The sequence below is a fragment of the Enterococcus sp. DIV1328a genome (assembly GCF_050536905.1).
Classification (GTDB): Bacteria; Bacillota; Bacilli; order Lactobacillales; family Enterococcaceae; genus Enterococcus; species Enterococcus faecalis.
Genome location: NZ_CP172912.1, coordinates 384755 through 410649 on the forward strand (window position 1 = coordinate 384755; position 25895 = coordinate 410649).

The window sequence follows — 25895 nt, forward strand, 5'->3', positions numbered from 1 at the left end:
ATATAATGGTTCTGACAAGACACCTTGTGAAAAAATTATAAAATTAAAGAGCTATGATAACCATTGTTATTTTTCTTCTTTACACTTTAGCCGTTTGGGTGTAAGTTGTGAATGCAAAATCTAATTCATTAAAATTTGTAAGGAGGAATTTTCGTATGAAAAACGAAAAATTAGCAAAAGGCGAAATGAACCTTAATGCACTATTCATTGGGGACAAAGCCGAAAACGGACAATTATATAAAGACTTGTTGATCGACTTAGTAGATGAACATTTAGGATGGCGTCAAAACTACATGCCACAAGACATGCCAGTTATCTCTTCTCAAGAACGCACATCTGAAAGCTACGAAAAAACTGTCAACCATATGAAAGATGTATTGAATGAAATCTCTTCTCGCATGCGTACACATTCAGTTCCATGGCATACAGCAGGTAGATATTGGGGACATATGAACTCAGAAACATTAATGCCTTCTCTATTAGCTTACAACTTTGCAATGCTATGGAACGGGAACAACGTTGCCTATGAATCTTCTCCAGCAACTTCTCAAATGGAAGAAGAAGTAGGACATGAATTTGCTCACTTAATGAGCTACAAAAATGGTTGGGGACACATCGTTGCTGATGGTTCTTTAGCTAACTTAGAAGGCTTATGGTATGCCCGTAACATTAAATCATTACCATTTGCTATGAAAGAAGTAAAACCAGAATTAGTTGCTGGCAAATCAGATTGGGAACTATTGAACATGCCAACAAAAGAAATTATGGACTTATTAGAATCAGCTGAAGATGAAATTGATGAAATCAAAGCTCATTCAGCTCGTTCAGGTAAACATTTACAAGCAATCGGTAAATGGTTAGTCCCACAAACTAAACACTATTCTTGGTTAAAAGCTGCTGATATTATCGGTATCGGTTTAGATCAAGTTATCCCAGTACCAGTTGACCATAACTACCGTATGGATATCAACGAATTAGAAAAAATCGTTCGTGGCTTAGCAGAAGAACAAATTCCAGTGCTAGGTGTTGTCGGTGTAGTTGGTTCTACTGAAGAAGGTGCCGTTGACTCAATCGATAAAATTATTGCTTTACGCGATGAATTAATGAAAGACGGTATTTACTATTATGTACACGTTGATGCTGCTTATGGTGGTTATGGACGTGCCATCTTCTTAGACGAAGACAACAACTTCATCCCTTACGAAGATTTACAAGATGTTCATGAAGAATACGGTGTCTTCAAAGAGAAAAAAGAACACATTTCAAGAGAAGTGTATGATGCATATAAAGCAATCGAATTAGCAGAATCAGTAACAATTGACCCTCATAAAATGGGTTATATCCCTTATTCAGCTGGTGGTATCGTTATCCAAGATATCCGTATGCGCGACGTTATTTCTTACTTCGCAACTTACGTATTTGAAAAAGGTGCCGATATTCCTGCGTTACTAGGTGCTTATATCCTTGAAGGTTCAAAAGCTGGTGCAACAGCTGCTTCTGTATGGGCTGCACATCACGTTTTACCTTTAAACGTTGCAGGTTATGGTAAATTAATTGGTGCTTCAATTGAAGGATCACATCATTTCTATAACTTCTTGAATGATTTAACATTCAAAGTTGGCGACAAAGAAATCGAAGTCCACACATTAACTCATCCAGACTTCAACATGGTTGACTATGTGTTTAAAGAAAAAGGCAACGATGATTTAGTAGCAATGAACAAATTAAACCATGATGTATATGACTATGCATCATACGTTAAAGGAAATATTTACAACAACGAATTCATTACTTCACATACTGACTTTGCTATTCCAGATTATGGCAACAGCCCATTAAAATTTGTAAACAGCTTAGGATTTAGTGACGAAGAATGGAACCGTGCAGGTAAAGTAACTGTGTTACGTGCTGCTGTAATGACTCCATACATGAACGATAAAGAAGAATTTGATGTTTACGCTCCTAAGATTCAAGCTGCTTTACAAGAAAAATTAGAACAAATTTACGACGTAAAATAATTGAATCTTAAACGGAAAAAAGAAATGGTAACCGAACGAGGGAACGTTCGTCTGGTTGACTTATTCAATAGATAAATCAACCAGACGGCTAACCTCTTAACCAATTCTTTGTCTGGGTAAGAGGCAGTCGAATGACTGTTTTACTCAGCGTATAACAGTCATTCATGCTCCTTATCCAAAATCTTATAAGGAGTGTACAAAATTGGATAAACAACAAGTTAAAAAAATTGAATTAGGTACTTTTATCGGTTTAACAATGGCATTGTGTGCAACTGTACGTAGTATCCCAACACTTGCTGCTGTTGGTTGGACATTAATTTCTTACACAATTTTCGCGGTCTTATTCTTTGCTGGTCCAATCGCATTGATATCTGGTGAATTATCTACGATGCTTCCTCAAGAAGGTGGCCCTCAACTTTGGGTTAAAACTGCCTTAGGTAGCAAATGGGGTTTTGTTGTCGCTTGGTTACTATGGGTGCAAATGTTCCCAGGAATGGTAATGGTTGCTTCTACATTAGGCCCTTTGCTAGGTAATACATTTGGTAATGTTCACTTAGGTGAAAATCATTGGTTCGTATTAGGTTGTATCTTAGTGATTTACTGGATTATTACAATCTTGAACTTGAAATTTGACATGGCGAAAGTTGGCGGAAATATTGGTGTTTGGCTAGGTGTTTACATCCCAGTATTAGTTATGTTTGTTTTAGGTCTTCTTTCAATGATTAAAGTAGGCTTAACACCTGGCGGCTATTTAGGTGCCTTCTCTTGGTCAAAAGTTTTACCAAACTTAGAAAATATGGACACATTTAAATATCTAGCAGGGATTGCATTTATCTTTGTTGGGATTGAAATGTCTTCTGTTTATATTCCTCGTTTGAAAGATGCAACAAAAAATTATACAAAAGGCGTTTTCATTTCATTAATTGGTTTAGTTTTATTAAACGTTATTAATGCAATGTTTGTTGCTAATATTGTTCCAAATGGCAAAATGGAATTGTCTAACATTACACAACCAATTTTGCTTTATTGTGACGTTTTAGGTTTACCAACAATTATTGGTAATATCTTTAGTTTCATGGTCTTCTTAGGTGTGTTATTACAATTATCTGCTTGGGTTACTGGACCATCAAAAACAATTATTCAAGTTGCTCGTGATGGCTTATTGCCACCAAAATTTGGTTTCCATCGCGAAAATAAATATGGCGTTTCTCGTAACGTTGTGTTAACACAATCTGTGGTTATCTCATTATTCGCTTTACTTTATGGGGTAATGGATGATGTCAACGCTGTATTCTTAACTTTAACAAATGCAACAACAATTATTTATAGTATTGTGTATGTATTGATTGCGATTTCCCTAATTAAATTACGTAAATCTCAACCAGATAGACTACGTCCTTACCGAATTGGTAAAAAAGGTAATGGCTTAGCTTATTTAGTGGCAGCAATGTTAATTTTTAGTGTTATCATTGTTATTTTCGCCACATTAGGTACAACAACCGTGACTGATGCAGTCTTAGTTGCATTAATCACTATTGTTATGTTTGTGATTCCGTTAATCATTAATCGCTTTAAAAAAGCAAGTTGGGCAACGGAAGTAAAAGAAGATTTAGGTGAATAAAAAGGCTAGCAATTATTTTGCTGAGTGCCTCTTCACCTGATGACTATAGTAAATTGTCGTTTGGAAACTGAAGCAAGTTCGATTATTGCTTCAGTTTTCGCTTTCCATAAAAGGAGGTTTTCATATGAAATCAACGAAACCCACTGTTTCGTTCGCTGAAAGTTTAGGCATTTTGATTGCCTTGTTAGCGATTCTCGGGTACTTAATTATTGGTCAAAAATTAACCCCTCACATACCGATTCTTTTTGTATTCATGTTGTTGTTGCTTTATGGCAAATGGAAAGGATTTTCTTGGGATGAGATCCACGAGGGCATTGTGGAAGGGATCAAACCAGGGATCATTCCGATTATTATTTTCTTGCTGATAGGTGTCTTAGTTGCTACTTGGATCTTGTCTGGGACGATTCCAACAATTATGGTCTATGGTTTTAAAATTATCTCAGTGAAGTTCTTCTTACCAACCGTTTTTGTGGTCTGTGCACTAGTTGGTGTGACGGTAGGGAGCTCCTTTACGACTGTTTCAACTATGGGGATTGCCTTTCTAGGTATTGGACATATTCTTGGATTCGACAATGCGATGACAGCTGGTGCAGTTGTTTCAGGTGCCTTTTTGGGGAACAACATTTCACCGTTATCTGATACAACAAACTTAGCTGCTGGAATTGGTGGCGTGAACCTTTTTGAACATATACTAAACATGATGTACACTGTTATTCCGGCGTTTATTATTTCGATTGTCGGCTATATCTTCTTGGGACATCAATCTGGTTCGGCGGATTTACAATCGGTTGATGCAATGGTCCAAACGTTACATCAAGGATTCTGGATTTCACCGATTACATTGTTGCCAGTAGCGGTTTTATTCTTATTCGCCTGGAAAAAGGTACCGGCTATTCCAACGTTACTAGTCGGCTCTACAGTGGCGGTCATCTTAGCTTTTATAAATGATCATCACCTAAGTTTAGCGAAAGTTTCTACCATTTTAATGAGTGGTTATGTGGCAGATACAGGGGACCAAAGTATTGATACACTTTTATCTCGTGGTGGGATTGAAAGCATGTTAGGTTCTGCTGCGTTGATTATTTTGGCATTAGGTTTGGGCGGCTTGTTGATTAAGTTTAACATCGTGGCTACTTTAATTGATAAAATTAAAGGCTATGTGAATAATCCAGCCAAATTAATCGCTTTAACTGCTTTAAGTTCTGTGGGAATTAACTTACTAGTTGGCGAACAATATTTGTCAATTATTTTACCAGGGGAAACATTTAAATCCTCATTTACTCGTTTAGGTATTGATAAAAAATATTTAACTCGTACTTTGGCAGATGCTGGGGCGGCAGTCAACTCGTTAATTCCTTGGGGAGTTAGTGGTACCTTCATTATGGGAACGTTAAAAGTTGGTGCACTAGAATACTTACCGTATGCCTTTTTCCCATTGCTTTGCCCTATTATCACTGTCATTTTGGGGATATTCTTAAAAAAACAACAAGGGGAAAACAAAAAAGCACCAGGGACTAACGTTGAATTGTGAGTTTTTTCAGATAATTAAACAATTGGTTACGATTGAACCTCAGTGTCTCTACTGATTGGTTCAATCGTTTTTTCGTCACAGATTTTTTACAATTCTTCATATAATCTTTGAAGCTCCTTAAAGGCAATTTAATTATTCTAAGTTATGATACAAAGGATCAATCAAATAGGTGGATGAACGTGGTGTTAAACTCATAGAGACTAACAGTAGTTTATTCTTGCTCAATGTTGAGGTGTAGGTTCGAATCCTACCGTCCACTTTCTGTTATTTAAACCAACTAGAACGAAACACAAACAAGTGACGGATACACATGATTAAGGTACAATAAGGGTAGGGAAAACAAGGAGGAATTCTTATGAAAAAGATAGGGCTTATTTCTAGTGCTTTTCTTTTAACCCTTGCTTTAGCAGCATGTGGCGGCGGAAAAAGTACAGAAAATACGGATAGTCGTTCCAGTGCTGCGGAAAGTACCACAGTCGAGAGTACAAAAGCATCTGCTATAAAAGAATCAAGTAGCAAAGCAGCAACAAAATCTAGTGATGCGAAATCGTCAGGAACAACAACAGCTGATTCGAAAGCAACAGCTTCTTCTACGAAGGAAGCGACAAATAATGGCTCAGCAGAGAAGCAATCACCAGCGAAAAATGCGAATCCAGATGACCAAGCCAACCAAGTGCTTAACCAGCTAGCAAACATGTTTCCTGGTCAAGGCTTACCGCAGGCAATTTTAACGAGTCAAACGAATAACTTTTTAACTGCAGCGACAACATCACAAGCGGATCAAAACAATTTCCGTGTTTTATATTATGCAGAAAAAGAAGCGATTCCAGTGAATGATGCACGTGTCAATCAGTTAACGCCAATTAGTTCTTTTGAGAAAAAAACATATGGCTCTGATGCCGAAGCAAAAAATGCAGTGAACCAAATCATTGACAATGGCGGTCAACCAGTAGATTTAGGTTACAATATCACTGGTTATAAACAAGGGGCGGCAGGTTCTAGTTACTTATCTTGGCAAGAAGGCAATTGGAGTTTAGTCGTACGGGCCTCAAATATCAATGGTGAATCGCCTGATGATTTAGCGAAAAATGTTGTCAATATTTTGGAACAAGAAACATTACCAGCACCGAATACCGTTGGTCAAATCACGCTGAACGTGGCAGGAACCACTGACTATAATCGAAACTCAGTAGTTTGGCAAGCCGGTACAGTCGTTTACTCTGTTCATCATTTTGACCCAATTCAAGCAGTGAAGATGGCAACATCGATGTAATTAATAAAAAGAAAGCGTGCGACAACGCCCATTGTCAAACGCTTTCTTTTATTATTTTTGTTCTGTATAACCTTGTGACTCCACCAATTCTTGGCTTTTCTTCATGCTAATTCCCTTAGAAGAATCTCCATCAATCTGGATACCATCTACTTTTTTTGCTTTATCATAATCAAGTTTTTCATAATTAATCGTCAATTTTTCGATGGCTTGTTTGTCCTCATAGGTCAGTTTGTAATCAAGCCCTTTGATGTCCTCATATTGTTTAGAAACGGGTTCCAACGCTGTTTTTGCCTCTTCTTTTGTAATCCCCAATTTGTCATAAGAAACAATGTTTTTAGCCGTTTGCGTTAAGACTTTATCTCCTTGGTACGTATAGGTTAAGGTGGAATCAATCCCATCTTGTGGCGAACCTACAAAGGTTTTTGTCTCTATTTTTGAACCGCAACTTGCAAGAAAAAATACCCCAATAAAAATTAAAAATACACGTAAAAACTTTTTCATTTCTAGATAACCTCCTTTAGCTGTTTATTCTTGACTGTAACATAACACGGCAAATAATTACTGTTAAGTAGAAAGCTTGTGAGAAGTCCAGCAAATAAAACTAAATAAAAAAACTTGCCTCTTCATTTTTATGAGAAGAGGCAAGTTTTTTTATTTAGTAATATCACTTAAATCTGGTTGTGAGTGAGCCAACCGACTGGCAGCCGCAGCCGCAATTGCGCCCACAATATCATCCAAGAATGTGTGGACATGTTCACCATCATGCGCATTTAACTCTTTTAAAATGCCTGGTTTTACCTTGTCGATATACCCATAGTTCGTAAAACCGATAGATCCATAAACATTTACAATGGAGAGCGCCATAATTTCATCAATGCCATAAAGCCCTTCATCTTCCGTTAAAATTTCTTGTAACGGTGAAAGTAGCTTGTTTTCTTCCGCCAGAATATCCAGTTGGACACCTGTAATAATCGCGTTGTGTACTTCACGCTTTGTTAACACGGCATCAACACTTTCTAAACAAGTATCTAATGTTAAATTGTCAATATAATCTTTTTGTAAAAATAACACAAGTTCAGCTAAATCATTCATTGTTACGCCACGTTCTTGCAATAAACGACGTGCGCTATTTTCTAACGTATCTCCTTGGATTACCATTTTTTGTCCTCCTAATTTCTGCTTTAGTTGAAGTTCTTCTTTCATGGTACCAAAAAGAACGATAAAGGGGAATTAGAATCTATTTTGGTAGAGAATAATTTAGTTGAAGTGTTATTTTTAGTTAAAAATTACTAAGCGTTCGGTTGTAACGATGCCATCACTTGTTTTAATTGTGTCACTGATTTTTGGAAGAGTTCTTTTTCAGAAGCATTCAGATTCAATTCAATAATGTCAGTCACACCTTGATTGCCAACGACTGCAGGAATCCCTGTAAATACATCTTGTTGCCCATATTGCCCATCTAAGTAAGCTGAGACAGGTAAAATAGCTTGTTCATTATTTAAAATGGCTTTAACAATGCGTGCAGTACTCATACCAATCCCATAATAGGTCGCTTGTTTGCGATCGATAATTTCATAAGCTGTATTTTTCACTTTATCAGAAATGATTGGTAAATCATCACTAGTTAAGCGCTCTGTCGTATCCACAATTTCTAAAATAGGTTTTGTTCCAATCATGGTATGAGACCAGACAGCCACTTCAGAATCCCCGTGTTCGCCAATAATATAGCCGTGAACATTGCGTGGATCAATCGCTAAACGTTGAGACAGTTCTTTGCGGAAACGAGTTGTGTCCAAAGTTGTACCAGTTCCAATTACTCTTGAAACAGGTAAACCAGAAGCTTGCCAAGCCACATAAGTCAGTACATCGACAGGATTTGAGGCAATCACTAAAATTCCATCAAAACCAGATTTCATGATATTGTTAACAATTGTTTTCATAATTTCTGCATTGATTGAAACCAAATCTAGACGACTTTGCCCAGGTTTTTGATTAGCGCCAGCTGTAATCACGACGATATCGGCATCTTGGCAGTCTTGATAGTCGCCAGCCCAGACGTTTACATTTTCTTGACCCCAAGACACACCATCTAATAAGTCAATTGCTTCGCCTTCAGATTTGGCTTTGTCAATATCAACTAAGATTAATTCATTCGCAATCCCTTGGTTGATCATGGAATAGGCAATACTTGTGCCAACAAAACCAGTACCAATAATTGCGACTTTTTTGTTAAATACTTTCATCGTTCATCTCTTCTTTCTGTAATATTTCTTTCTTAGTGAATTATATCACGAACTTTTTAGGTGTGGTTATACCAATCTGTAATAGTCTTTATTAACAATTTAAATAAGGGAAGCCTGCTTTTTTTGTTATGATAAGAGTAGGAAAATAGAGGAGATAAGGAGGCAAAATGACAACGACAACAGTGTATTATGCAAGCAATAATGAAAAACAGCCGAACCGTTTTCAACTAGTTATCGGTAGCTGTAGCTATGAACTTCCAAAAATAGAAATCTACGAAATCCTGGAATGTGTCGCTTCAGCATATGGCTATCAAAAAGAACCATTCATTGAAGAACAAACAGAATGTTTTGTTAAAGGCAACCGTTGTATACATGTTTCCCAACAAGCGACGACGTTGACTTTTGTTGTGAATGATCTGCGTTTAGTAATGGAAAAACAATGCCGAAATCACGAAGAAGTCTTTCAAGAAGTCAATCATATTTTATTGAATATTTTTGAGGAGACCCCTTGTGTTTTTCTCGAAAAGTAGGAAAGAAGGATTAAGATGAAACAGGTGAAAATAACAACTACCTCAGACTTGATTAATGGCGGCTGCAATGCCTGTCCGAATGTGAAGTGTACGAATTATCTTGTTCATGTAGAAGATGAAACAATTGCGTTAGAAACACTAACCGTTGCAGATTTAGTAACTTTATTAGCACTCAAAGAAGGGTTTCGTCAAAAATTAGTTATGGAAATGTTCGAAGAATATACGGTGTTTGAAAGGGAAACTCATCAAGTTGTATTCAAGGAAGAGGAAACGAGAATTCTTTTTCAATCAAAAAAACAGACCATTCAAAGCACTCTTTTGTCTAAAGAGCCACAACAAGTGTTCCAAGAAACCCAGCAAATTTTACACCAACTATTTGAGTTAGAACCTTTTGAATTTGAATTGGTAGAGGAAACTGATAAATAAAAAACAGGAAAACGATTTAGCGAAAGCTAAGTCGTTCTCCTGTTTTTTAGGCTTGTCGTTCACGAATTTTTTCAACGATTCGGTTATAAACTTCAGAGAAGGAAGTATTGGCATGGTGATCGGTCTGGACAATGAAAATTTTTCGAGAAGCAAAGGACTGATCAATTGGTTGCCAAGGGATCTCATCGGAAATAGATAATCGAGAAACAATTGATTGCCCAATGTTATTTTTTAGCAATTGTAACAGGACTTCGTTGTTGTTTAATTCGATAATTGGTAAGTTGATGCTGTGTTCGTTGAGATAAAGCTCATTGAAAAAACGTAAGCCAGAGTTCTTTTCTCTTAAGAGCCAAAATTTTGAAGCGGCATCTCCTGCTAGAACTAGTTGATCTTCATAAACAATTTCTTTGTGTAGATTTTTGGTTTCAATGGGTTTTTCAATTAGTCCAATGTGGGCATGATTATTTTGAACCATATCCACGACTTCGTTTGAATTCATCAGTTGAATCGAAAAGTTGATGAGTGGAAAAGCGGTAACCAAACTCTCCATAATATCTGGCAATAAATAAATAGCAACTGTATTTGAAGAGGCTATAATGCAGTCTTCTTTAAAATTCTCTTTTTCTGCAGCTTGCGCAAAAGAAGTAGTTAAGCTTTCAATAATCGAGAGCATTTTTGGATATAAAAAATCAGCTTCTTTGGTAGGAATAACCGATTGTTTTCCATTACGATAGAACAGCTTGATCGAAAAGTGTTGCTCTAATTTCTTGATTTGCAAAGAAACAGTTGGCTGAGAAATATACAATTGTTTGGCCGCCGCACTAAAATTTTTGGTTTCATACACAGCAATAAATGTTTTGATCCATTCGAACATAAAATCGCCTCTTTCTATTTACTATCTTAATAGTTGGTATTGCAAATATTTATTTTACAAATATAAATATTTCATTTAGTATAATAACATACTTTTGATTAATATCAATAATAATAAATAAAGACGGAGTGTGACTACATAATGGTAGAAAGTGCGAAAAAATTCTTGCGGAAAGTCCCGATTCCCATTTGTGGACTAATTTTAGGGATGGTTTCTTTGGGGAATTTACTTTATTCCTTGGGATATGCAACAATTGGGACCATTTATTGTGTACTTGGCAGTCTCTTAATGATTTTAGTTATTTTAAAAATTATTTTTACAATGAAACATGCATTAAGCACCTTAGATGATCCAATTATTGCTTCGGTATCACCAACATTTACAATGGCTTTAATGGTTATCTGTGTTTTCTTAGATCGGATATTTACCAATGCTGCTTGGATTAACGTGTTGTGGATTGGCGCAGTGGTTTTACATTTTATTTTAATGATTTATTTTGTAGCGGTGCATATTTTTCCAACAAAAATCGAACTGGAACATATTTATCCAAGCTGGTTTATTACGTTTGTCGGCATTGGCGTTATTCCTAATACTTCTCAATTGTTTATCAATGAGTTGGGAAAAATTGTTTTTTGGGTAGCGTTGTTCTTTTATTTACTCTTGTTACCAATTTTAATCAAGAGAATTACGAAGTCGAAAGAAATGCCTGAATCGACCATTCCTTTATTGACGATTATGACAGCGCCAGGTTCGTTATGTTTAGCTGGCTATATTTCAATGGGTGGTCATTTGTATATGCCATTAGTTGTTTTCTTGCTAATTTTATCTCAATGTATTTATGGGATTGTAGTAGTGAATCTATATAAAATTATGCAAGTGACATTCTATCCAAGTTATGCTGCCTTTACATTCCCATTAGTGATTTCTGCGACAGCATTAGTCAAAGTTAAACCTTTATTTGCAGAAAAGGTAGGCCTAACGAGTCTGCTAAATATTTTGTCTACTTTTGAACTTTTATTAGCTGTGGCTATTGTAAGTTATGTGTTCATTCGATATTGCATTTTTTTATTCCAAAGAGAAAATAACACGAAAAAAGTGGAATTAAATTAAAAAAGAGAGGAAGCAAAGAGGTGAAGAAACTATTAATTACTGGAGGAGCTGGCTTTATTGGTTCTAATTTGGCTAATTTTTATAGTCAACAGTATCAAGTTTTTGTGATTGATGATTTGTCCATGGGGCGAGTGTCAAATTTGCAACAAACTGAGCAGTTGGTTTTTATTAAAGGAAGTGTGACGGATCAGCAATTATTGGACGAAGTACTTTCAAAGCATTCGTTTGAGTATATCTTTCATCTTGCGGCCGTGGCAAGCGTGGCAAGTTCTGTGGCACAGCCTCTAGAGACCCACGAGGTCAATTTTTTAAGTGTATTGAAAATATTGGAATCAATAAAAAAATATCAAAAAGAGCTCAAACGTTTTGTTTTTGCTTCGTCGGCAGCCGTTTACGGTGCAGAGCCAACGTTGCCTAAAAGAGAAACTTCGGTGATTTGCCCTTTGAGTCCCTATGCTATTGATAAGTTTGCTGCTGAACGTTATGTTCTCAATGAATACCATTTACACGGGGTACCCACGAGCGCAGTTCGCTTCTTTAACGTCTATGGTCCCAATCAAAATCCTTCTTCACCCTATTCTGGTGTCCTGTCCATTTTGATGGATCGTTATATCCAGTTAGAACAAGGGCAAGCGAGCCAATTTCAAATATTTGGAGATGGTCAGCAAACACGTGACTTTATCTACATTGAGGATGTCCTAACTGCATTAGATTTAGTAGCAACCAAAAGTGAAGCGTTGGGACACGTTTATAATGTGGGTACCGAAGTTGCCATTTCCCTTAATCAATTAATTGAAGAAATGAACCAATTAGTGGGACTTCCTTTGCCAGTTTCTTATCAAAAGGAACGAGATGGCGATATAAAATATTCTCTTTCAGATAGTTCTGCTTTGAAAGGCTTAGGTTTTTCGCCCGTTTATTCAATTCAAGAAGGACTTCAAAAATATCTTAAGTTTACCCATAATACCCAAAATAGATAAAAAAAGAGCCTGGGACAAAAATCACTTTGGATTTTTGTCCCAGGCTTAAAAATTGATAAACGGCGGGAACAGAAGCAACTCCTTCGGAAATAAGCCGAAATTCTCCAAAAATTATAGAACAATTTTCGGAAATTCCTTCTTATTTCTCGGAGTTAAACACTTCTGTCCCGACCTCTTTTTTGTGCAAATGTTTCGCCCCAATGGCAAAGTGAAGAGAGGGCATCGTAAAGAGCATATCCTTCCGGAGTGAGCGTATATTCCACACGCGGGGGCAGTTCGTTAAAGGATTCTCGATGGACTAGGCCATCTTTTTCCATTTCTCTTAAGCGATCTGTCAGGACGCGCTGAGTGATTCCGTCGAGCGCACGCATCAATTCACCGTTGCGCTTGGTTCCTTGGAATAATTCATCCATTAATGATAATTTCCATTTGCCGTTAATGGTGGAAAGGGCTAAGTTGATACTGGTTTGTTTATCAGTTGTCATAGTTTCTCCTTGTGACACGTAATGGTTACTTTTTTCTTCCTAGGTGAATAAAAAGTGCGTACTTTTTTTCTCCATCATAGTGAGTAATAATAACTATGTCAAGTAAGGCAAGAGGAAGGAAGAAGAAATATGATGTATCAAGATGTTGTTCGCAGCCGCCGCTCAGTTCGGGATTTTATGCCAGATGTTGAGATTCCTAAAGAGGAATTAATGGCCATAATTGAGGAAGCGATGTTCGCGCCAAATAGTACCAATTTAAATTCATGGCGTTTTTTAATTGTCACAGAAAAAGAACAAAAAGAGGCCCTTTACGAAGTTTCGATGCAACAACCAGCAGTTAAAGGGGCAGCGGCGGTGATTATTTTATTAGGTGATTTGACTGCTTATACAGTGGCCAATGCAGATGAAATCAGTGCTAAAGCTGTCGCACAAGGAACGATGACGGAAGAAATTCGTCAAGGAATTAATGAAAATGTTTCTTGGTACTATGATGTTAGCGAAGAACAAAAAAGAGAGTGGCTAATGTTAGACCAAGGCTTAGTTGCGATGCAGCTGATGCTTTCTGCAAAAGATCGAGGCTATGATACTGTGGCGATGTCTGGTTTTGAAACAGAAGCGGTTCGCAAGTTATTTAATATTGAGGATCATTTAGTGAACGGACTGATTATTCCGATTGGCAAAGCTCAAACACCCGGCTTTGAAACAGTCCGACGAGATGTTTCAGAAGTAGTAACTTGGTTAGACTAAAAAGCTAAACAGTTCTGTAATTGCTGTTTATTAGATTTTGAGCGTGGAACAAACATCCAAAGTGATTGTTGTCCCACGTTCGTTTTTTTGTTGATCATCCGCTTTTGAGAATGGCCAGAGAAGACGTTTAGTGAACCAATTTTGAAAGAAAGTGATACACTAGAAGAAAAAGAAGTGGGGCGACCTTATGCGTTATGTCATAATGCAGTCACGAGATATTCGTGAAAATTTAGCAACGGAAGATTATCTATTAAACACTCTCTCTTTTGAAGAGCCCTTAGTGTTGTTTTATATTCAGGAACCCTGTGTTATTTTAGGCCGAAATCAAAATGCTTATGAAGAAATTGACTTAGCTTATGCTAGAGAGAAGGGAATCGTTATTACTCGCCGTTTATCGGGCGGTGGTGCTGTTTATGATGATCTCGGGAATGTCAGCTTTAGTTTTGTTGTTCAGGAAGGACATCAAGCTTTTGGGGATTTTAAAGCGTTCACTAAACCAATTATTGAAGCATTACATAAAATGGGCGCAACGGGGGCCGAGATTAGCGGTCGCAATGATTTATTAATTGATGGGAAAAAATTTTCTGGCAATGCCATGTATACAAAAAAGGGGAAGATGTATACTCATGGTACCTTGATGTATGATGTTGATTTGGCAGAAGTTCAACGTGTCTTAACTGTTTCTAAGAAAAAAATTGAATCAAAAGGGACAAAATCTGTTCGGGGACGCGTAACCAATTTACGGCCGTACTTAGACGAAAAATATCAACAATTAACCATTGAGGAATTTCGCAATCGTTTACTGATGGAGCTCTTTGATGTCGAATCTCTAACTGAAATTGCGGAGAAAGAATATGTCCTAACCAAAGCAGATCAACAGGAAATTAGGAAATTGGTCGCTGAAGTGTATGGCAATGAAGCTTGGATTTTTGGTGAAGCGCCTAAATTTACGATCAAAAAAGAAGAAAAGTTTAAAGGCGGCATTGTGGATGCACGTTTGACTGTTGAAAAAGGTAAAATAATTGAGTTAACGATTTATGGTGATTACTTTGCCAAAAAAGAAACAGCGGAAATCGTTGCGGCTTTATTAGGTGTGGACTATCAGTATTCATCAATTTGGCAAGCATTAGCAGCGTTTAACTTTGAAGACTACTTTGTAAATATCACCAAAGAAGAATTTGTTCATTTATTGGTGGATTAATAAACGTGCTGGGACAAAAGTTAAAGAATCTTTTGTCCCAGCACGTTTATTTAATGATGGTTGGCTCTTGCTAGAAAAATTTCCCATGAACGTCCCAATTGCCAGTATCTTTGGCTTTTTTCAATGTTTGCATTCGACGAAAGCCAACAGGATGATCGGATAAGAAGTTACTCAATTTAAGCCAGATGGTATCATCATGTAAATCAATACTGTGAAAGTATTCTTCTAAATCCACACGACTGCCCATGTATTTTCCTGAAAATAAATAAATCATGCTTAAAGCACCTTCTTCGGCGTAGTATAAACCTGCGCGATCAGCGGTATATTCTTGCGTTCTTGTAAAACTTTTATCTAACGCAACTGGTTTCAAAATAATGGATAACATTAGCCGCCATAAATTAGTGTGTCCACATTTATGGTGTCCTAGCTCGTGTGCCAAAATAAAGCGAATCAGCGAAAAATCGCCTGTATTGTACGCGATATCCAACAAATCACTGTGAATGACAACATAGCGTCTGTGTAAAGAGCATTTTGCCGCAAAAGCGTTTAAGACACCATTCCCGTTGATTAAATAAAGACGTGGCATCCTTAATTTTTTAGTGCCAAAGCCCATTTCTTTTGCTAAATCAATATACAAGGAATAAATTTCTGGTAATTGATTTTCTGTAATTTCCACTCCGTTAGAAGCAGTGTCCATGTACATATAACGAATGGTAAAAAAAGCAATGACTGGCGCAATTGGTGCAATTAAGACAATTAATAACCAGTCAGGAATCGGCAAATCACTCAATATTAATAAGGCAACTAACCCCAATGCGAAAAACAATAAAACAAAACCAATGATAATCATTGGTACTTCAAAACGATAACGTAACTTAGCAACAGAAATTTCTTTCTTTTTTTCCTGCGGTTGACACATAAACATTCCTCCCCAAACATTTCCCAAACACTTTTTCAAATAAAATGACTTACCTGTTACTTCTAATATACCATTGGTTAATCGATAATGACAATGGTGGGAACTTGAATAAAGGTAATTATATCAAGTGATTAATGAAAGGAACTCGTTGTACGCAGGGAATTGGTCTATCTTGATTAAATAAAATTTTAATAATCTAACTGTTTTAGACGTAATAAAGTAGTTTCTGGAGTTAATTTTTTAATAACATACAAACGCAAAATCGCATGTTCAATTTTTTGTTCTTCTGGCGATAGCTCCGAATTTATATAGGATAACTTCTCGATTAAATAGGTTAAAAATGAGCCAGCGCCTTGGCTACCCACTAAAAAGCCCATTTCTTCCGTTTCGGTTAATTGTTGTTTTTTTAAGTGGTATATTTCTTGTGCAAGTGCCCCCGAGATAATGATTTCATCTGTTTGCTTGTTCAAATTTGTTAGTAAGTCGCTTTTTGTTGCTACTGTAACAGTTTCCATTGCACTCATCCTTTGCTTTTATATGATACATCTAGTATAACATGGTCTCACTTTTTTTTATTTTTCCTCTTGCTCTGGTACGCGTTTCATAAGGTAAGCTAGGTGTATCAAAATATTGGAGGGTATGAAAATGAATGTTATAGTGGAGATAAGCGATAGACTTGGTATGGATTACTATTTTGTCTCGGTGACTACGACGGCCAAAAGTCTGCAGTTAAATAGTCCCAAAAAATACTATAAGATTTGGCATCAAGAAATTCCGTACCATCAGATAACGGAGTGGCACTTGACACAGCAGGAGGATATTCAGGAAATTTCTTTTGCTTGGCAGGAGACCTTTTATCGTTTTGTTGATTACGGGACAGGGATTGTGCCTTATTTAACTCAATTTTGTAAAGTAATGAGGTGAAAGTATGACAACAATTCGAGAAATTGCGCGCCTTTCAGGATCTTCAGTTACGACTGTTTCGCGTGTGATTAATCATCATCCGTATGTTTCTGAAGAAAAACGACTGAAAATCCAAGCAATTATCGATGAGTTGGGCTATAAGCCCAATATATTAGCGAGAAATCTTAGCTTTGGGAAAAGTAATACATTAGGTGTCATGGTTCCTTATACGAATCAACCTTATTTTGATGCTATTTTAAGTGGCATTATCCACCAAGCATTTCAACAAGGGATGATGGTCAGTTTATTACCAACGGATTATGATAAAGAAGTTGAAAAAAGTTACTTGGAAAAAATGGCCACGGGTGCGTTTGATGGCATGATTGTTTTGTCAAAGGCAAATCCTTTAAGTGTGTTTGCTCCGTATAAAGAGCAAGTTGTTTTTTGTGAAAAAATAGAAGACCCTAGTTATGCTAGTATCTATATCGATCGTTTAACCGTTTATCGGCGGGTCTTCCAAGCATTGAAACAACAAGGATGTAGTGAAGTGGCAATTACGATTAACCGTGCACCAGAAAAAAGTACAAGCGCACGCTATTTAGTTGACGCATATCAGGAAATTTATGGAGTGATTCCTGAAAATCGGTTATTTAAGGACTGTTTAACCTATGAAGATGGGTGTGAAGTAGGACGACACTGTGGGCAAGATCCAACGCTCCAAGCGGTTGTGACCAACGGTGATGAAATTGCCGCAGGGATTCAAGCCGTTATTGAAAGACCACTCTTTTTAGTGGGACAGGAACAAACTTTATTAAGTGAAATTTTAAATTTTTCAACAATCTGTCATCCATTAATGGAATTAGGGGAAAAAGCCACACATTTATTTCAAGAAAAACGGCCGAAAACGATTCAATTGACTTCTACATTTATTAATCGACAACCAGATTTTTCTTTTTCTTAGAAAAAAGCTGGTTGTTTTTTTCTTTGGTAGAATAAGGTTTTTCGCTAAAAAATAAAAAAACTTACAAAAAGTAAGACAAAAAGCTTTACTTACTTTTAGTAAGGTAGTATAGTAAGCATGTAAACAAAATTAAATGAATTTACTGAGGAAATTCGAAAGGATGAACATATTATGTCAAAATTTACTGAAATGATGAAAAACCGTCGTTCAATCTATGCTTTAGGAGAAAACTTACCAATTTCAAAAGAAGAAGTAACTGCTTTAGTAAAAGAAGTTGTTAGAGAAAGTCCAACAGCTTTTAACTCTCAAACACAACGCGTTGTGTTCTTATTCGGCGATGCTCACAAAAAATTATGGGCAATGACTGAAGATGCCTTAAAACCATTAACTCCAGCAGAAGCATTTCCAAACACACAATCTAAATTACAAGGTTTTGCAGCTGGTGCGGGCACAATTTTATTCTTTGAAGATACAGATATCGTGAAAAACTTACAAGATAGCTTCCCATTATATGCGGATAACTTTCCTGTTTGGTCTGAACAAGCAACTGGTTTAACACAAGCGAACGTTTGGACTGCCTTAGCGCAAGAAAATATCGGCGCAAACTTACAACACTACAACCCAGTCATTGACGAAGCGGTTGCTGCAGAATGGTCAATTCCTGCAAACTGGAATTTACGTGCACAAATGGTTATTGGTTCCATTGAAGCGCCAGCTGGCGAAAAAGAATACATGGAAGATAGTGCTCGTTTTAAAGAATTCAACTAAATCATTGCTTTAGTAAAACGAAGAGGAAAGGAGTGAAAGCAAATGGTTCAAGCATTACCAAGTAATATTGGGATTCAACAAGTCACTTTGAAAGTGGCTGATTTAGATAAAATGGTAAACTTTTATACGAAAACAATTGGCTTAAAACTTTTAAAACAAGGAGAGGGACGTGCTTGGCTAGCGCCACAAGGCACCAACGATGCAATTCTTGTCTTAAAAGAACTAACAGCTGGGGAAGAAAATCAGGGTACCACTGGCTTGTACCATATTGCTTTCCTGCTACCAACCCGCAAAGATTTAGGCAATATGTTGCTGTGGCTTTTGCAGGAAAATGTGCAAATTGGCGCAGCAGATCATGGCTATAGTGAAGCCCTTTACTTAAGTGATCCAGAAAATAATGGCATCGAAATTTATTGGGATAAACCAGAAGAAGTCTGGGATATTCGTCCAAATGGTGAAATTATCGGTGTGACAGAAGAATTAGACGGTGATAGTTTAGCTGCAGAAGCTGACGGTCACTGGCTAGGAATTTCCGAAGGTTCTAAAATTGGGCACATTCATTTGAAAGTGGCCGATTTAGATACCACTGAAACGTTCTATAAAAACTTAGGGTTTGGCTTAAAGTCTAACTTTGGTCAACAAGCGAAGTTTTTTGCAGCGGGTCAGTATCATCATCATATTGGGACAAATACATGGAGCGGCAAACAGCTTCCAACGATTCAAGAAAATCAATTTGGCTTAGAAAATTACACCTTCCGTTTACCAACTGCGGCAGATTTAGAGATCGTCCAAGCCAATGCGGAAGAAGCAAAGTTACATTTTATTGCCAAAGATCATTTACTTGCGTTAGAAGATCCTAGCGGCATGATTATTCAATTTACCTATTAAAACCACTCTCAAACTAGCCCTTCGTTAGAAAATGAAGGACTAGTTTTTTTTGTCTTGTTTGCATTATTTTGCATTTGTTTGCAAAATAATGCAAAAGATGCTATCTTTACTTAGAAGAGGTGAGGAAGCATGTTGATTGAAGAACGTTTAGCCAAGATTCAAAAAATAGTGAATGAACAAAAAAGTATTTCCATGGAAGCGTTAGCGGAGCAAGTCTCCGTTTCAAAAGATACTATTCGACGAGATTTAATTCGTTTAGAAAAGGAAGGACATTTAAAGAGAACGCACGGTGGCGCTATCTCAGTGCAGTCTGAAGCAACTATTTATGATTATGCTCAACGAATAATGAAGCATCCAGAGAAAAAACAAGCGATTGCCCAAAAAGTTTGGGCAAATATTCCCAAACAAGCGTCCATTTTTTTTGATTCATCAACCACGGTGGAAGCAGCTATTCGAGCGATGGAAAATAGTCCGATTCACGCGATCACGAACTCTCTCAGTCATGCGCTACTTCTAGCGCAAATGGATCAGACAAAAATTACAGTACTACCTGGGCAACTGCATAAACAACAACTTTTTTTGTTTGGGGCAGAAACAGTCGCTAAGGTTGGGGAATTTGTCCCCGACTATACATTATTAGGTGTGTTTGCGTTATCTGAACAAGGATTATTTATTCACACAGAAGAAGAAGGTCAAGTCAAACGGCGAATGATTCAACAAGGCAAACAAGTCATTGCCTTAGCCGACCAAACGAAATTAAACAAAACGGGTTTATTTAAAATTTGCGAATTAACAGAAATTGATTGTTTAGTGACAGATACACGACCTGATGAAAAATTCTGTGAGCAGTTAGCGCAAGCAGGCGTAACGTTGATTGTCGCAGATGAATAATGGAGGATAATAATGAAGCGAAAAATTAATTATACACATATTGCTGAACCTACTGTTTTTGAGAATGTTTTTCCAACGTATTTGACGAATGAAACGATGATGGCGCGCAAGCAGAAAGTATTACAACGAATGAAAACAGAAAAATTCGATCAATTGGTCTTCTATGCAGACAAAGAGCATGGCAGTAATTTTGAATACTTAACTGGCTTTATTCCGAGGTTTGAAGAAGGACTCCTTGTGTTAAATAAGGATGGTGCGGCGACACTTATTTTAGGCAATGAAAATTTAAAACTGTGCCAACATGCCCGCATCTCAGCCGATTTAATTCATTATCCAGCTTTTTCACTACCTAATCAACCAATGGCTGGGGAACAAAAGTTGTCGCAGATTTTTGAAACGCTTCTCGATGAAACTGCTCAAAAAATAGGTATCGTTGGGTGGAAAATGTTTACGACACAACAGCAAGAACCTGCTACTATGTTTGATGTGCCACATTTTATTGTCGAAGCACTGAAAAAAGCGCTGCCGAAAGAAGCTCGTTTACTAAATGGGACCCACTTATTGATTGGAGCAAAGGGGGCCCGCACAACAAATAATGCCAACGAATTGGCGCACTATGAATATGGGGCGAATTTGGCTTCTCGCAGTATGTTAAAGGCCTTAAATGCAATTGAAGTAGGACAGCGTGAAACGGACATTGGGGCTTTGTTAAATGATGAAGGTCAAACGCCGACGGTAGTAACCATTGCGGCAACTGGACAACGTTTTGAATATGCAAACATGTATCCGACTGCCAAAGAAATTCAGTTAGGTGATGCCTTATCATTAACTACAGGTTACAAAGGCGGATTGTCTAGCCGAACAGGTTTTGTTATTGAAAACGAGCAGCTATTGCCAGAAGCGCAACGTGATTATTTAGAACGCGTAGCAAAACCCTATTTTCAAGCTGTCGTTCACTGGCTTGAAACCATTCGAATCGGACTGTTAGGGCGAGAAATGTACCAAGCGATTGAAGAACAGTTACCAAAAGAAATCTATCACTGGCATTTGAATCCTGGGCATTTAGTTTCGGATGATGAATGGATGTCGTCGCCTATTTATCCAGATTCAGCCATTCGCTTGGAAAGTGGCATGCTCTTTCAAGTGGATATTATTCCTTCTGTACCTGGTTATACAGGGGTGAGTGCAGAAGAATGTGTGGCTTTGGCTGATGAAACACTGCAAAAAGAGATTCAGCAAACTTATCCAGACATGTGGCAACGGATTACGACACGCAAAGCCTATTTAAAGGAGACATTGAAGATTGACTTACCAACGGAGGTTTTACCAATGTCTAATTTAGTTGGTTACTTACGGCCTTTTTATTTAGCTAAAGACAAAGCTTTGTGTGTAGAAAAACCAGCGCTTAAATGAATAGGCTCCTTTTTTTGAGTTTCTTTTGGGCCTTATTTATAATCAATATAGCGAAGGAAGAATACCAGAAGAGAGGCGTGATGGTAAATGCACTATCCTGAACATCTGAAAAAAGCAGTTTTAGCTAAAGCGAAAGACTTACCATTAGAAGGTTTTGTGGAAGGTCAAGGTCCGCAACAGCCAAAAGTGATGCTGATTGGGGAAGCCCCTGGAAAAGAAGAAATTAAAGAAAACGTACCATTTATAGGGCGTTCAGGTCAATCGTTGATGGAACAATTACAACAAGTTGGCTTAAGTCGTGAAACGGTGTATATCACCAGTGCGGTTAGGAGTCGGCCTTTTTCTGTAAAAACGAAGCAGATTGCAAAAACGGGAGAAAGAGTAACCAAGTTTCCTAATCGAACGCCCACCAAAGAAGAAATCAAAATTTTTGCGCCTTTGCTTGATTGGGAAATCGCTGTTTGCCAACCTGAACTAATTTTGACACTGGGGAATATTGGGTTGCAACGACTTTTAGGACCAAAGCCAACAATCACTGCAGTGCACGGAACGGTCATTCAGTCGCCCATTCAAACATTTGATGAGCAATCACAAAACTATCATTGGACGCAGAAAACCTATCAAATCATTCCACTCTTCCATCCAGCGGCTGTCTTTTATAATTATCGTTTAAAAGAAGTCGTGAAAGAAGATTGGCAAGTGGTTCAAAAACAACTGCAACTGCTTAAGAAAGTTTAAAATGAGAAAAATAGAAGGATGGTTGTTTTTTCGAAGAGAGAATGCTACCCTAGAAGTATCAATAAATAGACAGATTATTTAATCGCTGGGTTGAATAATTGAAGGATTCTGATTTTTGCGTAAGCCTTGAAGCAAAAAGAATGAGTCCTTTTTTTGTTAGAAGGAGATTTGGGTATGGAGCAAACACAGCAAAACCATTTTACTGCGTTGTTTTATAAAAATGTTCTGTTAGGAATTTTAAGTATGGCGGCGCAATCAATTTTTATTTTGGCTGACACATTTTTCATTGCAAATGGGATTGGCACCGAGGCGTTGGCGGGGCTTAACATTGTCTTACCACTCGTTAATATTATTAATGGATTAGGTTGGATGTTTGGGGTTGGCGGCGCTACGTTATTTTCGACCACGGTTGCGCAAAAAGAAATCAAAAAAGCCAATCAGTATTTTAGTTTAACGATTGGGTTAGTTTTCGTTATAGGGAGTCTCTTTACTTTAGTGAGCTTGATTTTTTCCGATCAAATTATTCGGGGACTTCAGGGGACCGGTGTCTTGTTTGGTTTGGCAAAGGAATATTATATGATTTACCTTAGCTGTTCATTATTATTTATTTTAAACAATTGCCTGATTACTTTTTTAAGAAATGACCATAATCCTCGTTTGGCAACGATTGCTTTTGTCAGTGGGGGAATTGTCAATATTATTTTGGATTATGTCTTTATTTATCAATTTGGGTGGGGCATGGCAGGTGCGGCCATTGCAACGGTGATGTCACCTTTAACAAGCTTAATCCTGATTACGTTGCATAAGTGGTCGCCGCAACGAGTTTTACGTTTTGAAAAGTTTAAAGTGAAATTTCAGGATGTTCGAGAAATTATGTCGATTGGTTTTTCTTCCTTTTTAAATGAATTTTCTTCGGCCTTTGTCATGTTTTTATTTAATATTGTTTTGTTAAACTTAGTTGGTCATGTGGCGATTTCAGCTTATGCAATTGTTGCCAATCTCAATATTATTGTGATTGCCATTTTTACAGGGATTGGGCAAGGGGCGCAACCATTACTCAGCCGATACTATGGTTTAGGGGAAACGAAGGTGTTGCGTAAATTTGTTAAACTTAGCTTTATTACGTACTTGGTTGCCGGCTTCCTGTTTTTTTTAATCAGTCAAGTGTTTACGGGACAAATTATTGAGGTCTTTAATAGCGAAGGGAACGACCAGTTGGCGCAAATTGCTAGGACAGCCATCCGCTTATATGCGATTTCCTTCTTGTTTACAGGATTGAATTTTATGGGGATTTATTACTTTTCGGCAGTTCGTAAACCGAAAATGGCGCTAATGATTTCCTCTTTGCGTGGATTCTTTTTAATTGTGCCAGTTTTATTTATTTTGGTGAAATTACTAGGATTAACCGGTGTTTGGCTAGCCATGCCCGTAGTTGAATTTGTTACGTTTGGACTAATGCTTGTGGGCTACCTTGCATATCGAAACTATTTGAAAAAAAGAGAAGCAGTAACCTGATGTTGGTTACTGCTTCTTTTTTGCTTAGTTTACATAGTTTTCAGTTAAAGTCATGAATTGTTCCACATCTTTTAGGACTTGATCAATGCCGGCTTGCCAGAAATCAGGTTTTGTTAAGTCAACATTTAAATGTTTTTTCGCTAATTCTTCGCTTGTCATCGAAGCAGTGTCTCTTAATAACGCAATGTATTGGTCTTCAAAAGAGCTGCCTTGTTGATTGGCATACGCATAGATACCCATGCTGAATAGATAGCCAAAAGTATATGGGAAATTATAGAAAGGCACATCATCAATAAAGAAGTGCAATTTGCTCGCCCAGAAATGAGGATGATAACTGCCAAGACTATCTTTGTAGCTTTCTTTTTGCGCCGCTAACATTAATTCAGTAATATCTTCTTCCGCTACTAAACCTTTTTGGCGCGCTTGATAAAAATTATTTTCAAAGATAAAACGTGCATGAATGTTCATAAACATGGCAATGGCATTTTGCATTTTTGTGTCTAAAAGGTTAATCTTTTCAACGTCTGATTTGGCCTCTTTTAAGGTAGCGTCAGCAACAATCAATTCTGCAAAGGTACTAGCTGTTTCTGCTACGTTCATGGCATACTCTCGATTCAATGAAGGTAAATCCCACATCACGCTACTATGGAAAGCGTGACCTAATTCATGGGCTAAAGTAGCTACTTCGTTGATTGAATTGCCAAAGGTCATGAAAATCCGCGACTCTTGTGTTTCAGGTAATTCTGTACAATAACCCCCAGGACGTTTGCCTGGACGATCTTCAGCTTCAATCCAACTTTTTTCAAAAGCCATTTGGGCAAAATCGGCCATTTTCGGACTGAATTTACGGAAATTTTCTAAAATAAAGGCAGCGGCTTGATCAAAGGAATACGTTTTTTCTTCTAAATCACCTAAAATAATTGGTGCATCTTGGTCTTGCCAATCCATTTTTTCTTTGCCGAATAATTGCGCTTTGCGCGTTAAAAAGTCGACGAATGGTTGTTTATTTTTTTGGATGGTTTCCCACATAACCGTTAATGTTTCTTGACTCATTCGATTATAGTTTAAGGGATTTTCTAAATAATCTGTAGTGCCATGCAATTTGTAATCAGATAAACGGAACCCATCTAAGTGATTTAGGGTGTCTGCTAAAATTGAAGCTTTGCCACTCCAAGCTTTCTCCCATGCTGTAAACAAACGTTGACGAACCTCTTTGTCAGGATCTCCCATCATGCGGTTAAAGGCTTGGCCTGCAGATAGTTCTGTCACAGAGCCATCTTTTTCTTCAAAAGGAATCACGATGGAAGCAACAATCGTATCGTAATGTGTACTCCAAGCATTTAACCCATCTAGAGAAAGCGTATTGATGATATTTTCTTCTTGTTCGGAAAGCAGTTTTTTTCCATCACGGCGTAATTCATTTAAGCGAAAAGCCATTGTTTTAAACGGTTCTTCGGCTAACAGGTCTTGCCAATGTTCTGCTGAAATCTCGGTGATTTTTTTAGTAAAAATGGTTTCAGCTAATTGAATCGCTGGCAACAGATTGTATAAATCGCCTGATAAAATTTTGGCCTTGGTATCATTAGTATTAGCAGAAATTAAAGCAGTTAAAAAACTATTACATTGTGAAAAGCCATTTGAGATTTTCCCTTGTAACGTTAAGATTTCAGCAAATTGTTCTTTGCCTTGGGCACTTTCTGGTGTCCATTTTGTGATTAATTGATGGTACTCTTTTGTTTGTTCGGTTAATTGAGTCATTCGTTGGCTAAGTTCTTTGGACTCGCTCCCATTGGGGAAAATACTGTCTAAATCCCATGTAATAGAATAGGTCATATCCAATCCTTCTTTCATTTTTTTCTT

26 protein-coding genes are annotated in these 25895 nt (G+C 37.4%); 18 read left to right on the forward strand and 8 right to left on the reverse strand.

Annotated elements, in window-relative coordinates:
* The first annotated feature begins 155 nt into the window (after positions 1-155).
* The 4 genes from tdc (at position 156) to IGL93_RS01990 (ending at position 6443) form a co-directional block, all read left to right on the forward strand.
* Positions 156-2018, forward strand: coding sequence for a tyrosine decarboxylase (gene tdc, locus IGL93_RS01975; RefSeq protein WP_002355450.1), 1863 nt, complete (start codon positions 156-158; stop codon positions 2016-2018).
* A 202-nt stretch (positions 2019-2220) separates the two neighbouring features.
* A complete protein-coding gene (gene tyrP, locus IGL93_RS01980) occupies positions 2221-3639 on the forward strand; it encodes a tyrosine-tyramine antiporter (RefSeq protein ID WP_010775569.1) in 1419 nt (472 codons plus the stop codon).
* A 124-nt stretch (positions 3640-3763) separates the two neighbouring features.
* Complete coding sequence (gene nhaC / locus IGL93_RS01985; RefSeq protein WP_002363118.1) at positions 3764-5170, forward strand: Na+/H+ antiporter NhaC; 1407 nt, start codon at positions 3764-3766, stop codon at positions 5168-5170.
* 355 nt (positions 5171-5525) lie between these two features.
* Positions 5526-6443: a hypothetical protein gene (locus IGL93_RS01990; RefSeq protein ID WP_010775570.1), complete on the forward strand. Its 918-nt coding sequence runs from the start codon at positions 5526-5528 to the stop codon at positions 6441-6443.
* A gap of 51 nt (positions 6444-6494) precedes the next feature.
* Here IGL93_RS01990 and IGL93_RS01995 read toward each other — a convergent pair whose 3' ends face one another.
* The 3 genes from IGL93_RS01995 to IGL93_RS02005 all read right to left on the reverse strand — a co-directional run bounded on the left by IGL93_RS01995 (position 6495) and on the right by IGL93_RS02005 (position 8686).
* Entirely contained in the window at positions 6495-6944 is a 450-nt protein-coding gene (locus IGL93_RS01995) for a YehR family lipoprotein (protein ID WP_002355456.1), read from the reverse strand.
* A 150-nt stretch (positions 6945-7094) separates the two neighbouring features.
* Positions 7095-7601 (reverse strand): phosphatidylglycerophosphatase A family protein, encoded by a 507-nt coding sequence (locus tag IGL93_RS02000; RefSeq protein WP_002355457.1) that lies wholly within the window; start codon positions 7599-7601, stop codon positions 7095-7097.
* 131 nt (positions 7602-7732) lie between these two features.
* Positions 7733-8686, reverse strand: a complete 954-nt coding sequence (locus tag IGL93_RS02005; RefSeq protein ID WP_002355458.1) for an L-lactate dehydrogenase — start codon at positions 8684-8686, stop codon at positions 7733-7735.
* A gap of 167 nt (positions 8687-8853) precedes the next feature.
* Between IGL93_RS02005 and IGL93_RS02010 the strand changes: the two genes are divergently transcribed.
* Positions 8854-9216 carry a DUF4809 family protein gene (locus IGL93_RS02010; RefSeq protein WP_002363122.1) on the forward strand — a complete coding sequence of 121 codons (363 nt, stop codon included), beginning with the start codon at positions 8854-8856 and terminating at the stop codon, positions 9214-9216.
* A 15-nt stretch (positions 9217-9231) separates the two neighbouring features.
* Positions 9232-9642: a DUF4809 family protein gene (locus IGL93_RS02015; protein WP_010775571.1), complete on the forward strand. Its 411-nt coding sequence runs from the start codon at positions 9232-9234 to the stop codon at positions 9640-9642.
* 46 nt (positions 9643-9688) lie between these two features.
* Here the strand turns inward: IGL93_RS02015 and IGL93_RS02020 are convergent, their stop codons facing one another.
* Positions 9689-10516 carry a LysR family transcriptional regulator gene (locus tag IGL93_RS02020; RefSeq protein WP_002355461.1) on the reverse strand — a complete coding sequence of 276 codons (828 nt, stop codon included), beginning with the start codon at positions 10514-10516 and terminating at the stop codon, positions 9689-9691.
* A 141-nt stretch (positions 10517-10657) separates the two neighbouring features.
* Between IGL93_RS02020 and IGL93_RS02025 the strand changes: the two genes are divergently transcribed.
* On the forward strand, positions 10658-11626 hold the full coding sequence (locus IGL93_RS02025) for a TDT family transporter (protein WP_010775572.1): 969 nt from the start codon (positions 10658-10660) through the stop codon (positions 11624-11626).
* Between the two features lie 20 nt (positions 11627-11646).
* Complete coding sequence (locus IGL93_RS02030) at positions 11647-12606, forward strand: GDP-mannose 4,6-dehydratase (protein WP_010775573.1); 960 nt, start codon at positions 11647-11649, stop codon at positions 12604-12606.
* Between the two features lie 152 nt (positions 12607-12758).
* Here the strand turns inward: IGL93_RS02030 and IGL93_RS02035 are convergent, their stop codons facing one another.
* On the reverse strand, positions 12759-13109 hold the full coding sequence (locus IGL93_RS02035) for a winged helix-turn-helix transcriptional regulator (RefSeq protein ID WP_002409129.1): 351 nt from the start codon (positions 13107-13109) through the stop codon (positions 12759-12761).
* 111 nt (positions 13110-13220) lie between these two features.
* On the opposite strand from IGL93_RS02035, the gene IGL93_RS02040 reads away from it, so the two are divergent.
* On the forward strand, positions 13221-13838 hold the full coding sequence (locus IGL93_RS02040) for a nitroreductase family protein (protein ID WP_002355466.1): 618 nt from the start codon (positions 13221-13223) through the stop codon (positions 13836-13838).
* 187 nt (positions 13839-14025) lie between these two features.
* A complete protein-coding gene (locus IGL93_RS02045; RefSeq protein WP_002389569.1) occupies positions 14026-15039 on the forward strand; it encodes a lipoate--protein ligase in 1014 nt (337 codons plus the stop codon).
* A 70-nt stretch (positions 15040-15109) separates the two neighbouring features.
* Here the strand turns inward: IGL93_RS02045 and IGL93_RS02050 are convergent, their stop codons facing one another.
* A complete protein-coding gene (locus tag IGL93_RS02050) occupies positions 15110-15964 on the reverse strand; it encodes a M48 family metallopeptidase (protein ID WP_002382951.1) in 855 nt (284 codons plus the stop codon).
* 182 nt (positions 15965-16146) lie between these two features.
* Positions 16147-16482, reverse strand: a complete 336-nt coding sequence (locus tag IGL93_RS02055) for a hypothetical protein (RefSeq protein WP_002355470.1) — start codon at positions 16480-16482, stop codon at positions 16147-16149.
* Between the two features lie 115 nt (positions 16483-16597).
* Between IGL93_RS02055 and IGL93_RS02060 the strand changes: the two genes are divergently transcribed.
* The 8 genes from IGL93_RS02060 to IGL93_RS02095 all read left to right on the forward strand — a co-directional run bounded on the left by IGL93_RS02060 (position 16598) and on the right by IGL93_RS02095 (position 24035).
* Positions 16598-16882, forward strand: coding sequence for a hypothetical protein (locus IGL93_RS02060; protein ID WP_002366136.1), 285 nt, complete (start codon positions 16598-16600; stop codon positions 16880-16882).
* A 4-nt stretch (positions 16883-16886) separates the two neighbouring features.
* A complete protein-coding gene (locus IGL93_RS02065) occupies positions 16887-17822 on the forward strand; it encodes a LacI family DNA-binding transcriptional regulator (protein ID WP_002355472.1) in 936 nt (311 codons plus the stop codon).
* A 171-nt stretch (positions 17823-17993) separates the two neighbouring features.
* Positions 17994-18590, forward strand: a complete 597-nt coding sequence (locus tag IGL93_RS02070) for a nitroreductase family protein (RefSeq protein WP_010775574.1) — start codon at positions 17994-17996, stop codon at positions 18588-18590.
* Positions 18591-18632: 42 nt separating this feature from the next.
* Complete coding sequence (locus tag IGL93_RS02075; RefSeq protein WP_002355476.1) at positions 18633-19478, forward strand: VOC family protein; 846 nt, start codon at positions 18633-18635, stop codon at positions 19476-19478.
* A 129-nt stretch (positions 19479-19607) separates the two neighbouring features.
* Positions 19608-20369 (forward strand): DeoR/GlpR family DNA-binding transcription regulator, encoded by a 762-nt coding sequence (locus tag IGL93_RS02080; RefSeq protein WP_002377996.1) that lies wholly within the window; start codon positions 19608-19610, stop codon positions 20367-20369.
* Between the two features lie 12 nt (positions 20370-20381).
* Entirely contained in the window at positions 20382-21782 is a 1401-nt protein-coding gene (locus tag IGL93_RS02085; RefSeq protein WP_010775575.1) for a M24 family metallopeptidase, read from the forward strand.
* A gap of 87 nt (positions 21783-21869) precedes the next feature.
* Complete coding sequence (locus tag IGL93_RS02090; RefSeq protein WP_010775576.1) at positions 21870-22520, forward strand: uracil-DNA glycosylase; 651 nt, start codon at positions 21870-21872, stop codon at positions 22518-22520.
* A gap of 174 nt (positions 22521-22694) precedes the next feature.
* Positions 22695-24035, forward strand: coding sequence for an MATE family efflux transporter (locus tag IGL93_RS02095; protein ID WP_002366141.1), 1341 nt, complete (start codon positions 22695-22697; stop codon positions 24033-24035).
* Between the two features lie 24 nt (positions 24036-24059).
* Here the strand turns inward: IGL93_RS02095 and IGL93_RS02100 are convergent, their stop codons facing one another.
* Positions 24060-25886, reverse strand: a complete 1827-nt coding sequence (locus IGL93_RS02100; RefSeq protein WP_025192646.1) for a M3 family oligoendopeptidase — start codon at positions 25884-25886, stop codon at positions 24060-24062.
* Positions 25887-25895 lie beyond the last annotated feature (9 nt).

What these genes read in the sequence shown, in the direction of transcription:
- IGL93_RS02000 (WP_002355457.1), bottom strand. Translation starts at nt 7,601, where the DNA reads ATGGTAATCCAAGGAGATACGTTAGAAAATAGCGCACGTCGTTTATTG.
- IGL93_RS02050 (WP_002382951.1), bottom strand. Translation starts at nt 15,964, where the DNA reads ATGTTTATGTGTCAACCGCAGGAAAAAAAGAAAGAAATTTCTGTTGCT.
- nhaC (WP_002363118.1), top strand. Translation starts at nt 3,764, where the DNA reads ATGAAATCAACGAAACCCACTGTTTCGTTCGCTGAAAGTTTAGGCATT.
- IGL93_RS02055 (WP_002355470.1), bottom strand. Translation starts at nt 16,482, where the DNA reads ATGAGTGCAATGGAAACTGTTACAGTAGCAACAAAAAGCGACTTACTA.
- IGL93_RS02090 (WP_010775576.1), top strand. Translation starts at nt 21,870, where the DNA reads ATGCACTATCCTGAACATCTGAAAAAAGCAGTTTTAGCTAAAGCGAAA.
- IGL93_RS02045 (WP_002389569.1), top strand. Translation starts at nt 14,026, where the DNA reads ATGCGTTATGTCATAATGCAGTCACGAGATATTCGTGAAAATTTAGCA.
- IGL93_RS02005 (WP_002355458.1), bottom strand. Translation starts at nt 8,686, where the DNA reads ATGAAAGTATTTAACAAAAAAGTCGCAATTATTGGTACTGGTTTTGTT.
- IGL93_RS02015 (WP_010775571.1), top strand. Translation starts at nt 9,232, where the DNA reads ATGAAACAGGTGAAAATAACAACTACCTCAGACTTGATTAATGGCGGC.
- IGL93_RS02070 (WP_010775574.1), top strand. Translation starts at nt 17,994, where the DNA reads ATGTCAAAATTTACTGAAATGATGAAAAACCGTCGTTCAATCTATGCT.
- IGL93_RS01995 (WP_002355456.1), bottom strand. Translation starts at nt 6,944, where the DNA reads ATGAAAAAGTTTTTACGTGTATTTTTAATTTTTATTGGGGTATTTTTT.
- IGL93_RS02085 (WP_010775575.1), top strand. Translation starts at nt 20,382, where the DNA reads ATGAAGCGAAAAATTAATTATACACATATTGCTGAACCTACTGTTTTT.
- tdc (WP_002355450.1), top strand. Translation starts at nt 156, where the DNA reads ATGAAAAACGAAAAATTAGCAAAAGGCGAAATGAACCTTAATGCACTA.
- IGL93_RS02020 (WP_002355461.1), bottom strand. Translation starts at nt 10,516, where the DNA reads ATGTTCGAATGGATCAAAACATTTATTGCTGTGTATGAAACCAAAAAT.
- IGL93_RS02040 (WP_002355466.1), top strand. Translation starts at nt 13,221, where the DNA reads ATGATGTATCAAGATGTTGTTCGCAGCCGCCGCTCAGTTCGGGATTTT.
- IGL93_RS02100 (WP_025192646.1), bottom strand. Translation starts at nt 25,886, where the DNA reads ATGAAAGAAGGATTGGATATGACCTATTCTATTACATGGGATTTAGAC.
- IGL93_RS02095 (WP_002366141.1), top strand. Translation starts at nt 22,695, where the DNA reads ATGGAGCAAACACAGCAAAACCATTTTACTGCGTTGTTTTATAAAAAT.
- IGL93_RS02075 (WP_002355476.1), top strand. Translation starts at nt 18,633, where the DNA reads ATGGTTCAAGCATTACCAAGTAATATTGGGATTCAACAAGTCACTTTG.
- IGL93_RS02060 (WP_002366136.1), top strand. Translation starts at nt 16,598, where the DNA reads ATGAAAATGAATGTTATAGTGGAGATAAGCGATAGACTTGGTATGGAT.
- IGL93_RS01990 (WP_010775570.1), top strand. Translation starts at nt 5,526, where the DNA reads ATGAAAAAGATAGGGCTTATTTCTAGTGCTTTTCTTTTAACCCTTGCT.
- IGL93_RS02065 (WP_002355472.1), top strand. Translation starts at nt 16,887, where the DNA reads ATGACAACAATTCGAGAAATTGCGCGCCTTTCAGGATCTTCAGTTACG.
- IGL93_RS02010 (WP_002363122.1), top strand. Translation starts at nt 8,854, where the DNA reads ATGACAACGACAACAGTGTATTATGCAAGCAATAATGAAAAACAGCCG.
- IGL93_RS02025 (WP_010775572.1), top strand. Translation starts at nt 10,658, where the DNA reads ATGGTAGAAAGTGCGAAAAAATTCTTGCGGAAAGTCCCGATTCCCATT.
- IGL93_RS02080 (WP_002377996.1), top strand. Translation starts at nt 19,608, where the DNA reads ATGTTGATTGAAGAACGTTTAGCCAAGATTCAAAAAATAGTGAATGAA.